At 72.1% G+C, this 12,176-nt stretch carries 11 protein-coding genes; 3 read left to right on the top strand and 8 right to left on the bottom strand.

The window, feature by feature from the left end; translation table 11 throughout:
• On the top strand, window positions 1-720 hold the full coding sequence (locus ACIBEF_RS04420; protein WP_396791117.1) for a hypothetical protein: 720 nt from the start codon (window positions 1-3) through the stop codon (window positions 718-720).
• Window positions 721-791: 71 nt separating this feature from the next.
• Here ACIBEF_RS04420 and folE read toward each other — a convergent pair whose 3' ends face one another.
• The 4 genes from folE to ACIBEF_RS04440 form a co-directional block, all read right to left on the bottom strand.
• Window positions 792-1,457 carry a GTP cyclohydrolase I FolE gene (gene folE, locus ACIBEF_RS04425; RefSeq protein ID WP_091403265.1) on the bottom strand — a complete coding sequence of 222 codons (666 nt, stop codon included), beginning with the start codon at window positions 1,455-1,457 and terminating at the stop codon, window positions 792-794.
• A gap of 35 nt (window positions 1,458-1,492) precedes the next feature.
• The gene (ftsH, locus tag ACIBEF_RS04430) at window positions 1,493-3,511 is read right to left on the bottom strand and encodes an ATP-dependent zinc metalloprotease FtsH (RefSeq protein WP_396791119.1); all 2,019 of its coding nucleotides are present in this window, start codon (window positions 3,509-3,511) and stop codon (window positions 1,493-1,495) included.
• Window positions 3,512-4,039: 528 nt separating this feature from the next.
• Window positions 4,040-4,615 carry a hypoxanthine phosphoribosyltransferase gene (gene hpt, locus ACIBEF_RS04435; protein ID WP_091403272.1) on the bottom strand — a complete coding sequence of 192 codons (576 nt, stop codon included), beginning with the start codon at window positions 4,613-4,615 and terminating at the stop codon, window positions 4,040-4,042.
• 100 nt (window positions 4,616-4,715) lie between these two features.
• Window positions 4,716-4,904 (bottom strand): hypothetical protein, encoded by a 189-nt coding sequence (locus tag ACIBEF_RS04440; protein WP_124860879.1) that lies wholly within the window; start codon window positions 4,902-4,904, stop codon window positions 4,716-4,718.
• 99 nt (window positions 4,905-5,003) lie between these two features.
• On the opposite strand from ACIBEF_RS04440, the gene ACIBEF_RS04445 reads away from it, so the two are divergent.
• The gene (locus ACIBEF_RS04445; protein ID WP_396791122.1) at window positions 5,004-5,966 is read left to right on the top strand and encodes a GlxA family transcriptional regulator; all 963 of its coding nucleotides are present in this window, start codon (window positions 5,004-5,006) and stop codon (window positions 5,964-5,966) included.
• 14 nt (window positions 5,967-5,980) lie between these two features.
• Here the strand turns inward: ACIBEF_RS04445 and tilS are convergent, their stop codons facing one another.
• The 3 genes from tilS to dacB form a co-directional block, all read right to left on the bottom strand.
• Window positions 5,981-6,973, bottom strand: coding sequence for a tRNA lysidine(34) synthetase TilS (tilS, locus tag ACIBEF_RS04450; RefSeq protein ID WP_396791124.1), 993 nt, complete (start codon window positions 6,971-6,973; stop codon window positions 5,981-5,983).
• 10 nt (window positions 6,974-6,983) lie between these two features.
• Window positions 6,984-8,054 carry a zinc-dependent metalloprotease gene (locus ACIBEF_RS04455; protein ID WP_396791126.1) on the bottom strand — a complete coding sequence of 357 codons (1,071 nt, stop codon included), beginning with the start codon at window positions 8,052-8,054 and terminating at the stop codon, window positions 6,984-6,986.
• 93 nt (window positions 8,055-8,147) lie between these two features.
• Complete coding sequence (gene dacB, locus ACIBEF_RS04460) at window positions 8,148-9,626, bottom strand: D-alanyl-D-alanine carboxypeptidase/D-alanyl-D-alanine-endopeptidase (RefSeq protein ID WP_396791278.1); 1,479 nt, start codon at window positions 9,624-9,626, stop codon at window positions 8,148-8,150.
• 524 nt (window positions 9,627-10,150) lie between these two features.
• Between dacB and ACIBEF_RS04465 the strand changes: the two genes are divergently transcribed.
• Window positions 10,151-10,657, top strand: coding sequence for an inorganic diphosphatase (locus tag ACIBEF_RS04465; protein ID WP_099849144.1), 507 nt, complete (start codon window positions 10,151-10,153; stop codon window positions 10,655-10,657).
• Window positions 10,658-10,688: 31 nt separating this feature from the next.
• On the opposite strand, the gene eccD is transcribed toward ACIBEF_RS04465, so the two are convergent.
• Window positions 10,689-12,092: a type VII secretion integral membrane protein EccD gene (eccD, locus tag ACIBEF_RS04470; RefSeq protein WP_396791129.1), complete on the bottom strand. Its 1,404-nt coding sequence runs from the start codon at window positions 12,090-12,092 to the stop codon at window positions 10,689-10,691.
• Window positions 12,093-12,176 lie beyond the last annotated feature (84 nt).

Here is a 12,176-nt window from a genome sequence, read left to right on the forward strand (position 1 = left end):
GTGGATTCGATCGCGACGGTGACCGGGCCGGGGCGTCAGCGGGCAGCCGCGGCGGCCGGGGACGCCACGCCGCGGGCGGTCGAGCCCGGCAATGCCTGGACGGAGTATCTAGCGGCCGCTCGCCAGCTGGACGGGGTACGCCGGGGTGCGGCTGCCGCCGCCGGTGAGCAGGCCCGCTCGGCGGAGGCCGCCCGGGAGGAGTTGACGGTGCTCCGTACCGGGCTGGCGAGTCAGCAGGAACGGTTGCGCGATTTGGGCGTACCGGCGATCTCCCTGGTGCCGTCACCGCCGGAGCTGACGGAGGCGGCCCGGTCGATGGCGGGTGGCCCGGCGGCCGTGTTGGCGGCGCTACGGACCGCGCGTGGCTGGGCCGAGGCGGCGGACGGGGCGCTGGCCGCGCGCCGCCGGTTCCGGCCGGGGTCTTGGCCCGCGAGGGCGCGCAACCTCCTGGTGTACGGGCCGTTCGCGCTGTTGGTGCCGCTGATCCAGGTCGTGGTTCTGGCGGCGACGGGGGTGGGACCGGCCACCGTGGCGGCGTTGATCTGCGGGCTGCCGATGCCGGCGGTCGCGTTCGTCGCCGGTTGGATCGGCATCGGCCGGTTGTTCCGGGTCAGCCCCACCGAGCGGCTGGACCGTACGGTGCGTTTCGGCGCGTTGGTGTGCCTGGTGCCGGCGGTGCTGGCCACGGCCGGCCTGCTGCTGGCCCTGCTCGCTGGCTGACAAACACCCAGCGGAAACGCGACGGCCGGCCGTCCCGGTTGGGTGTCGGCCGGCCGTGGTGCGACGGGATCTCAGCGGGGGATGATCAGCGCCATCGCCTCGGCCCGCGACTTGGAGTCGGACTGCAGGATGCCGCGTACGGCCGACGTGATGGTCTTGGCACCGGACTTCTGGATGCCGCGCATCGCCATGCACATGTGTTCGCATTCGAGCACGACGACGACGCCGCGTGGCGCGAGTTTGCTCATCAGCAGGTCGGCGACCTGCGAGGTGAGCCGTTCCTGCACCTGCGGACGACGGGCGAAGACCTCGACGAGTCGGGCCAACTTGGACAGGCCGGTGATCCGCCCGTCGGGGCCCGGGATGTAGCCGATGTGCGCGCTGCCGCGGAAGGGCAGCAGGTGGTGCTCACAGAGGCTCATCACGTCGATGTCCCGGACGATGACCAGCTCTTCGTGGTTGGCCTCGAAGGTGGTGCTGAGCACCTGGGCCGGGTCGACCCGCAGGCCGGCGAAGAGTTCGGCGTACGCGCGGGCGACCCGGGCCGGGGTCTGCTGGAGTCCGTCGCGGTCCGGGTCCTCGCCGACCGCGATCAGGATCTCGCGGACGGCCTTCTCGATCCGGCCGAGGTCGACAGCGTCTTCGACGGGCCGGCCGGTCAGCTTGCCGCTGATCAGCCGCGCGGCCACGTAGTCCAGCTCGTCGTCGCCGTCGGGTTCGGTCGCGGAGACGGCCAGCTCCCGGTGTGGGGAGCTGGCCGTCGGGTCGTTGCTCAGTGCGTGCCGTCCGAGTTGTTGGACGGCGCCACGCCCCCGACCGACGCCTGCGCGCCGTCGGCCTGGGCCTGCGCCTTGAGCTTGTCCTTCTCCGAAGGGGTGAGCACGGGCGGCTCGGTGGAGGGCTGGCGCTTGCCGAAGCCGTTGTACGGCGCCAGCGGCGGGCGCTTGACCACCCGGGAGCAGATCCGCGCCATGTCGGCAGTGGAGAGGGTTTCCTTCTCCATCAGCTCGAGCACGATGTTGTCCAGGACGTCCCGGTATTCCACCAGGATCTCCCAGGCCTCGTCGTGCGCCAGCTCGACCAGTGCCCGCATCTCGCCGTCGATCTCGGCGGCCACCGAGTCCGAGTAGTCCCGCTCGTGGCCCATGTTGCGGCCGAGGAACGGCTCGTCCCCGCTGGTGCCGTACTTGATCGCGCCGAGCTTGGAGCTCATGCCGTACTGGGTGATCATCGCGCGGGCCAGTTGGGTGGCCTTCTCGATGTCATTGCCGGCACCGGTGGTCGGCTCGTGGAAGACCAGTTCCTCGGCGGCGCGACCGCCCAGCGCGTACGCCAGGGTGTCGATCATTTCGGCGCGGGTCTGCGTGTACTTGTCTTCGGTGGGGAGCACCAGGGTGTGGCCCAGCGAGCGGCCACGGGACAGGATCGTCACCTTGTGCACCGGCGCGGCGTGCGGCAGCGCCCAGGCGACCAACGCGTGGCCACCCTCGTGGTACGCGGTGATCTTCTTCTCGTTGTCGCTCATGACGCGGGTCCGCCGCTGCGGACCGGCGACCACCCGGTCGATCGACTCTTCCAACGAGTCGTTGGTGATCGCCCGCTGCTCCTTGCGAGCGGTGAGCAGGGCCGACTCGTTGATCACGTTGGCCAGGTCGGCGCCGCTGAAGCCCGGCGTGCGACGGGCCACCGCGTCGAGGTCGACGTCGGGCGTGAACGGCTTGCCCTTGGCGTGCACCCGCAGGATGGCCTTGCGGCCCTCCATGTCGGGGGCGTCCACCGGGATCTGCCGGTCGAACCGGCCCGGGCGCAGCAGCGCCGGGTCGAGGATGTCCGGCCGGTTGGTGGCCGCGATCAGGATGACCCCGCCCTTGGTGTCGAAGCCGTCCATCTCGACGAGCAGCTGGTTGAGCGTCTGCTCCCGCTCGTCGTGGCCGCCGCCCATGCCGGCGCCACGGTGCCGGCCGACGGCGTCGATCTCGTCGACGAAGACGATCGCCGGGGCGTTCGTCTTGGCCTGCTCGAACAGGTCACGGACCCGGCTGGCGCCGACACCGACGAACATCTCCACGAAGTCGGAGCCGGAGATGGAGTAGAAGGGCACGCCGGCCTCGCCGGCGACCGCGCGGGCCAGCAGCGTCTTGCCGGTGCCGGGCGGGCCGAACAGCAGCACGCCCTTCGGGATCTTGGCGCCGAGGGCCTGGTACTTGGCCGGGTTCTGCAGGAAGTCCTTGATCTCGTACAGCTCTTCGACGGCCTCCTCGGCACCCGCGACGTCCGCGAAGGTCGTCTTCGGAGTGTCCTTGGTGATCATCTTGGCCTTGGACTTGCCGAAGTTGAGCACCCGGGAGCCGCCGCCCTGCATCTGCGACATGAAGAACAGCAGCAGGAGCACGAGCAGCGCGATCGGCAGCAGGTTGACCAGCAGGCTCACCCAGATGCTGTCCGAGGAGACCTTGGCGTCGGCCGGGCCGGTGACCCGGTTGTTCGCCTTGGCGTCCAGCACCTCGTTCCAGATCTGGTCGCCGGCCTGGTACGGGAACTGGGCCTCGATCTTGTTGGTCTCGGTCTTGCCGAACTTGGTCTTCTGGGCCAGGTCCAGCTGGAGCGTCTGCTCCTTGTCCTGGAAGACCACCTTGTTGATCTTGGCGGTGTGCAGTTGATCGAGCGCAACGGAAGTGTCCACGCGGTGGTAGCTGGGACCACTGGTGAACAGCTGACTGAGCACAACGGCGCCGAGGATGACCAGGATGATCCAGACCACCGGTCGGCGGAAGAAACGCGTACGTTCCATACTGTTGTCGAGCGCCGGGGCGCCCGCATCCTCCTGATCGACGTCCTGACCGTCTGATGGTGTCGCCGCGTTGAGCGGCGGCCGGAGCCGCCGTGCGGGCCGACTCGACCCCGAGGCGCGAAAACTACCGCGCCGCGGTCATTCGACGGTACACCGTGTACGCGAGGAGTGAGCTTGCGAGCCCCGCACTCGTGCACCATCAAAAGACCGTGTACGCCAGCAGCGAACCTGCGAGCCTCCGCACTTGACGTGCCTTCGACATCGACGACACGCACCGTGGGCAGGCCCACCAGCCCCGCAGCCAACGTACGGCGAGTCCGGGTGGAAGCCGGCGTGGCGGGGAGTCCGGCTCGGCCACCCGAGCGCCCGGTCACGCGATCGAGTGGGTCGAGCGCGGAGGAACCTCCGGGCCACCGTGCTACACGGTAACCGCATCAGCTGAGAGCGCGCTGAACGTCGGCTTGATGGATGCCGATACAAGTCGGGCTCATGTCGACCCGCGGGCCGTCGCGACGGGTCGGCCCGGCGTCAGGAGCGGGCGTAGACCTCGGGCTTGAGCACCCCGACGTACGGCAGCTCCCGGTAGCGCTCGGCGAAGTCGAGGCCGTAACCGACCACGAACTCGGTGGGGATGTCGAAGCCGACGTACTTCACCGGTACCGGCACCTTCACGGCGTCCGGCTTGCGGAACAGGGCGACCACCTCGACGCTCGCCGCCGAGCGCGACTCGAGGTAGCGCAGCAGCCAGGAGAGCGTGAGCCCGGAGTCGACGATGTCCTCGACGACGATCACGTGCCGACCGGCGATGTCCCGGTCCAGATCCTTGAGGATGCGGACCACCCCGGAGGAGGTGGTGCCCTGGCCGTAGGACGAGATGGCCATGAAGTCGAGCTCGGCCGGCGGGCCGTTGCGGCCCAGCGCCCGGGCGAAGTCCGCCATGAACATCACCGCGCCCTTGAGTACGCACACCAGCAGAAGCCCGTCGCCCACGTGGGAGTAGTCGGCGGAGACCTGCTTGGCCAGCTCCGCCGTCTTCTCGCGGATCTGCGCCTCGGAGATGATCACGTGGTCGATGTCGGCGTCGTACCAGGAGCCGTCAGCCATGACTCCTAGCCTGCCGTACGTCGGATGGACTCCGTCGGCGGGGCCGCACCTTTTGGCGCGGTCCCGCCGAGGATTTTCTGCGCAAACAACGCTAATCACATCAGTTGGTGCGTGACCGCCAGCGGCGGCCATCGTCGCTCGGCTTCCAGTCGGCCGAATCGTGGCTGTCGACGGTGAGGCCTGCCGCCGAGGCGGCGGCGAGGAGGACGAGGAACAGGAGGATGAACAGGAACTCCATGGCGGCGCTCGCTTTCGCATGATTGCTGTCGGTTTCGCCGCCGGTGCGCACCGGACTGAGACAAGTCTGCGACCTCGCGAAGCGATCGGACAGTGGCAGGAATGCCAGTGGTCATCGATTTACTGCCACCTGTCGGGTTACCCTCGTCACATGCTGCGGTCCGTTGCCGTCCTCGCCCTCGACCAGGTCGCTCCCTTCGAGCTCGGCGTGCTCGCCGAGGTGTTCGGCACCGACCGGACAGCCGACGGTTTCCCCGCCTACCGCTTCCAGGTGTGCAGCCCGGACGGCGCTCCCGTGCGTACCTCGTCCGGCTTCCACCTCACCCCACACGCCGACCTCGGCCCGGTCGACGAGGCCGATTTGGTGGCCATCCCCGCGCACAGCCAGGGCACCACGGTCCCCGGCCCGGTACTCGACGCGCTCCGCCGGGCCGACGCCCGCGGAGCGCACCTGTTCAGCGTCTGCTCCGGAGCCTTCCTGCTCGGCGAGGCCGGGCTGCTCGACGACCGTGAGTGCACGACCCACTGGCGGTACGTCGACGAGCTGCAACGCCGGCACCCGCGCGCCCGGGTGCGGTGCAACTCGCTCTACGTCCAGGACGGTCGGTTGCTCACCAGCGCGGGCACGGCGGCCGGCATCGACGCGTGCCTGCACCTGATCCGCCAGGAGCACGGCTCGGCCACCGCGACCCGGCTGGCCCGGCGGATGGTGGTCCCACCGCACCGCGACGGCGGCCAGTCCCAGTACGTCGAGGCGCCCATCCCGAAGGCGCCCGAGGCACCCACCCTCGAACCGGTGCTGGAGTGGCTGATGGGCCACCTGGACCGGACGATCACCGTGGAGGAGTTGGCCGCCCGCGCCGGCATGGCGCCCCGCACGTTCGCCCGCCGGTTCCGCGCCGAGACCGGCACCACCCCACACGACTGGCTCACCAACCAGCGGGTGCTGCTCGCCCGGCGGCTGCTCGAGGAGACCCCGTTGAGCGTGGAGGCGGTCGCCGACCAGTCCGGCTTCGGCGACGCGGCCGCGTTGCGTCACCACTTCAGTCGCCGGGTCGGTGCCACCCCACACAGTTACCGGACCACCTTCCGGGACCGGGCACTCAGCGGCTGAGACCGGCCGGCAGGTCAGGCGGGGCGCACCGATGCCAGCCGGCCGTCGCGGCGGAGCACCCGTACACCGCCGGGCAGGTCGGTCGGGCCCTGACCGTGCCAATCGGTCACCAGGGCGTCCAGAGCGGCCACGTGCCGGTGCGACAGGGCACCGGGCAGCGCGCCCAACTCGCGGGCCCAGGAGTGCAGCACCCGGCCGCGTACGGCGGGAACCAGGCCGAGCAGCGCCGGCACGGACAGCCCTCCGTCGGGGCACCGGGCCGCCGCCAGAGCCGTTCCCGCCAACTCGTCGAGCGCGGCGTTGTCGGCGGCCACCAGCCGGGCGGTACGCGCCAGGTTGTCCACAACACCTGGCCCGAGCGCCCGCACCAGCGCCGGCAGAAGGTCGCCCCGCACCCTCGACCGGGCGTACGACGGGTCGCTGTTGTGCGGGTCCTGCCACGGGCTCAGCCCGAGGACGGCGCAGGCGGCGCGGGTCTGGTCCCGACCGATTTCCAGCAGCGGACGCAGCAGTGGCACCCCGCCCAGATCGCGGCGGGCGGGCATTCCAGCCAGCCCTCGCGGGCCGGCGCCCCGGGCGAGCGCGAGCAGCACCGTCTCCGCCTGGTCGTCACGGGTGTGCCCGGTGAGCACCGCGACGGCGTTCTGTTGCCGGGCCGCCTCGGTCAGCGCCTGGTAGCGGGCCTCGCGGGCGGCCGCCTCCGGCCCGCCGGGACGCCCGGCCACCTCCACCCGGACCACAGTCGTCGACACGAACCCGACCCCTCGTCCCCAGGTGGCCACCGCCTCGGCGCGCTCCGCGGAGCCGTCCTGCAAGCCGTGGTCGACGGTGACGAGCCCCGCGGCGCGGCCCAGCCGTGGCGCCACGAAGGCGGTGGCCGCCGCGAGCGCGAGCGAGTCGGCACCACCGGAGCAGGCGACCAGCACCGGCCCGCCGGACGGCAGACCGGTCAGGGCGCGGCGGACCGCCACCCGGATCGCGGCCACCGGCGGAGCGAGCGCGGCCACCGGCGGGTGGTCAGCCAGCGGCCGGGATGGTGCCGGCGGGGCCGTGCACGCGGGCGACCCAGGCGTCCGGGTCACCCAACTCCGACAGCCGAGGCAGGGTCAGCGGCGAGTTGAAGATCGAGTTGAAGCCGTCCATGCCGACGCGTTCCACCACCCCGTGCACGAACTTGCGGCCCTCGGCGTACTGGCGCATCTTGACGTCCACGCCGAGCAGCCGGCGGATCGCCTTCTCCAGCGGGTTGCCCGCCTCCCGGCGTCGGTTGAACGACGCCCGGATCCGCTCCACGCTCGGGATCACCTGCGGGCCGACGCCGTCCATCACGAACTCGGCGTGCCCCTCCAGCAGGGTCATCAACGCGGTGAGCCGGTCCAGTACGGCCCGCTGCGCCGGGGTCTGCACGATGTCCAGCACGCTGGTGCGGCTCTCCGGATCACGGACCGCGTCGGACAGCGTGGCCACCCCGCGCCGCAACCGCTCGACCAGGTGCTCGCTTCCGCTGGACGAGGCGTCGACGAACGCCTGCACCTCGCCGAGGAAATAGGCCCGCATCCACGGCACGGCCGTGAACTGGGTGCGGTGGGTGACCTCGTGCAGACACACCCACAGCCGGAAGTCCCGAGGGTCGGCGCCGAGCTTGCGCTCCACCTCGACGATGTTCGGTGCGACCAGCAGCAGCTGGCCCGGGTCGGCCGAGAAGACCTCGTACTGCCCGAGCACCCGGCCGGAGAGGTAGGCCAGCACCGTCCCGGCCTGCACCCCGGTGAGCCGGGACCCGATCGCCTCGGTCAACGCGCCCGGTTGCTTGTCGCCGGAGAGCCGACTCACCAGCGGTGTGATCACCTCGCGGAGACCGGCGATGTTGGTCGCGGCCCAGTCTCGGCGGTCGACCACCCGGACCGGCGGATGCGACACCTGCGCCCGCAACCCCGTGTAGTCGGCCACGTGCCCGGCCGCCTCGTCGGTCAGCCGACGCAGGTCGCCGACCACGTCGGTGGCTTCCGCGTACGACACGCGGGGGCCAGACTTGCTCAACGCCCCCGCGGTGGCGGCGGCCAGATCCCAGTCCACGAACTGCGCCATGAACCCACCGTACCCGTGCCGCGACACCCCGGCCCGGGCTCGTGCCCTCGATCGACGCCGATGGCGACCGCGTCGCCCCCGATTTGGCGACGGTCAGCCGCAGCCGCAACCGGCCAGCGCGGCGGCGATCCGGTCCAGTGCCGGCTGGGCGGTGTCCCGGTCCCCCGGGACCTTGTCGGTGAGCACCGCGAAGGTCAACAGCCGGCCGTCGGCGGTGGTGACCAGGCCCGCGACGGAGTGCACGCCGGTCAGTGTGCCGGTCTTGGCCCGGACGCTGCCCGCGCCCGCGGCGGTGCCCGCGGCGGTGCGGTAGCGCTCGTTCAGGGTCCCGGACCAACCGCCCACCGGGAGACCACCGAAGACGCCGGCCAGCTCCGGATGGTCCGGACTGGCGGCCAAACGGATCAGATCGGTCAGCAGCGACGGGCTGATCCGGTTGAGCCGGGACAGGCCGCTGCCGTCGGAGACGCTGATCTCGTCGGCGGGCAGGCCCAGCTCCGCCACCTCGGCGTCCATGGCGGCGGCGCCGCCGTCGAACGAGGCGGGTTGACCGCGGGCCAACGCGACCTGCCGGGCGAGCGCCTCGGCCACCAGGTTGTCACTCTCGCTGATCATGACGTCGACCAGCCTGATCAGCGGCGGGGACTGCACCACGCCCAGTTCGGTGCCCGGTGCCGGGCTGGCACCGGCCGCCGCCTGGGGCGGGGCCGTGCCCCGCTTCACGGAGTCGGTCGGAACCCCGAGCAACCGGGCGAACGCCTTGCCGGCGGCCAGGTCCGGCTCGGCGAACCGCGGGGCGGACCCGTGCTCGACGCCCGGGTCGGTACGCGCGCCGTCGGTCATCAGCGCGGTCACCGCGCCCCCCGAACCGCCGGTGGGGATGTCGTCGTCCCAGCCGGGGCCGTAGACCGGGCCGGAGTAGACCGAACCGTCGACCGTGACACTGGTCGGGGGCGTGCCGCCGAGCGCGGTACGCACCTGGGCGGCCAGATCGTCGAGGCGCGCCGCGCCCGGGTAGTAACCCTTCTTGTTGATCGCGAGGGTCGGGTCACCACCCCCGATGATCACCACCTCGCCGGCCTTCGCGCCGGCCACGGCACGGGTGGGAATCCGGTAGCCCGGCCCCCGGGCCGCCAGCACTGTCACCGCGGTCGCCAGCTTCGTCACCGAGGCGGGCACTGTGCCGTCGTCCGCCCCCTTGGCGAACAACGTCTGACCGGTGATCACGTCGGCGACCGAGACGTTCACCCGGTCACCCAGGGCGGCGACGCCGACCAGTGGATCGAGCACGGCCCGAACCCCGTCCGGGGTGGGCACCGGGGCGTTCGAATCCGGGCCGCCCAGCACGTCCGACGGGGCGGGTTCCGGAGTCACGCCGACCGCGTTCGGCCCGGACCCGGCGTCGTCGCCCAGCCATCCGGCGATCGGGCCGGGACGGGTGATCACGACTCCGACGCTGGCGAGCACCAGCAGGAGCGCGGCGGCCAGCACCAGGGGCAGCCGCCTCCGGCGGCGCGGCGCGGCGGGTGCGGGCGCTGGCGCGGCGTCGGCGGGTGCCGGCAACGCGGAGATCGGCGGCCCCACCGGGGGGACCTCACCTTGGTCGGGGGCGGTCGGCCCAGGACCGAACGACGGGCTGAGCGGCGCAGGGCTCACCGGGACCGTGGCACTGCCGTGTGGCGGGCCGCTCACCGGTTGGTCACCGCCGGCTACCGGGAACCGACCCGCGTTCGGAGCGGGCGATGCCGGCCCGACCGGTGGGCGCCAGGGCAGCGGCGGGGGCCGCTCGGGCACCGTCTCCGGTGCCGGGGTCGTTACCTCGGGAGGCCGTGGGAGGTGCGCCTCCGGCACCGGGACCCGCCCCTTGGCACTGCCGGAGCCGGATCGTCCGGTACCGTGCGCGGAGCCCCCATGCGGGCGGTAGTGTGAATCTTCCCTCCCCACGACCCCCTCCTCCCCCAGCGAAAATCGGCTTGGGTGACACTACTTCGGTCCGAAGACTATGCGGCGGCCGGAGTCGGCGGGTGGGCATTCACCTGTCCGGAGGGCCGCCAGTGGTTCCGTTAGCCAGCGTGGGCAGACGAGGGAGCGTGCAGATGGATTTCGACGTGACGGTTGAGATCCCCAAAGGTCACCGGAACAAGTACGAGGTGGACCACAAGACCGGCCGGATCCGGTTGGACCGCACCCTCTTCACCTCCACCCAGTACCCGGCCGACTACGGGTTCATCGAGGGCACCCTGGGCGAGGACGGCGACCCGCTGGACGCCCTCGTGCTGGTCCCCGAGCCGACCTTCCCGGGCTGTCTGATCCGCTGCCGCACCATCGGCATGTTCCGGATGACCGACGAGAAGGGTGGGGACGACAAGGTCCTCTGCGTGCCCTACGAGGACCCTCGCCAGGAGCACCTGCGCGACATCCACCACCTGGGCGAGTTCGACCGCCTGGAGATTCAGCACTTCTTCGAGGTCTACAAGGACCTGGAGCCCGGCAAGTCGGTGGAGGGCGCGACCTGGGTCGGCCGCACCGAGGCCGAGGCCGAGATCCACGCCTCCTACAAGCGGGCCCGCGACGCCGAGGCGCGCGGCGAGTCCATGCACTGACGACCGCTGACGCACAGGGCCCGAGGGTCGCTCAACCGAGCAACCCTCGGGCCCTGTCGTACAGGTCGAGCACCGCGCAGGCGATCGGCACCACGGCGACCACCAGGGCCGTGTCGGTGAGGTCCGCGACCCTTCCGAGGTACGGCGAGACCGGCCGGCGGGCGTACCCGGTGCCGCTGGCGACCGCCACCAGGGCCAGCGCCGCCCCGCCCAGAACCAGCACCAGTCGCCCCGTCTCGTCGGCCCGACCGACCAGCACGGCACCCAGCGCCGCGTAGCCGGCCAGCCCGGCGAGCACCGTCGGCACCCGGTGTCGCAGCGCCACGAACAGCCGCGACCGCAGCAGCAGCACAGCCGAGGTGACCGCCACCAGCACCCGGCCCGCCGTGCCACCGGCGACCACGAGGACGACCGCTGTGGCCACCACCAGCAGCGCGTGGCCGATGAGCATCCCGGTGAGCATCTCCTCGGTGCGGATCACCGCCGCGAGCACCCGGCCCCGGTCCGGCAGATCCCGGACCCGCTCCGGCTCCTCGGCGGGGGTTGCGGCCGGCAGGGTGATCGGCGGCAGTGGCAGCTTGCCCAGCCGGATGGCCAGCAGCGGGATGACGCCGACGGCGAAGACCAGTGCGCTGAGCAGCACCGCCGCCGTACCGGCAGTGGTCGTCAGCAGCCCACCGAGCGCGGCCCCCGCGCCGATCAGGCCGACAGTGACGCCGGCCACGAAGACCCGCAGCCGACTGGCCACTCCGAGGAGACCGATCAACGCCACCAGCAGCAGCGCGACCGAGCCGGCCAGCAGTTCGGGAGCGCCCACCCAGCGGGCCGGCCCGATCGGCCCGACCGGATCACCGGAGCCGACGGCCAGGGCACCGGCCGTGAACGCGTACGGCAGCGCGTAGCCGCCGAGCGTCGCCCCGGCGGTGCCGTCGCCGTTGGCACGGGAGGCCACCGTGCCGGCCACGGTGAGCACCAGCGCCACCGCGGCGGCCGCCAGCCAGCCGGCCCGTTGCGTCGGACCGCCGGCGAGCAGCGCGAGCAGTCCGACCGCGAGCGGTACGGCGGCACCCGCCAGGCCGGCTGCCCGGGTGGCGGTCGGCGACCAGGCGCCGCCGCGGCGGCGAGCACCGTCGGCGATGGCCTCGATGACGTCGTCGTACTCCAACTCGGGCCAGTGTGCGCGGGCCGGCACGAGGTGCAGCACCTCACCGTCGCGGACCCCCTGCGGCAGCAGCGCCTGTGCGGTCACCAGCAGCGCCCCGTCGGTGCGGCGGAGGACCCAACCGCCGTGCTGCTCGCCGTCGTCGGCGAGCCCGACACCGGCGTGCCGGAGCACGTCGGGCAGCAGCTCAGCCAGGGGCACCTGCTCCGGCAGGGCGACGTCCACCCGTCGTTGCGGCGCGCTGATGGTGACGCGTGCCAGCCCGGTAGTCATCGACTGGTCTCCATATCGACTGGGATCGGAGGCTGCGCGGACGACAGGACTTTACCTACCATGAGCCAGGCTCGGGTTACCCAG

Origin of the sequence: Micromonospora sp. NPDC050795 (genome assembly GCF_044456785.1) — a bacterium.
Taxonomy (GTDB): Bacteria; Actinomycetota; Actinomycetes; order Mycobacteriales; family Micromonosporaceae; genus Micromonospora.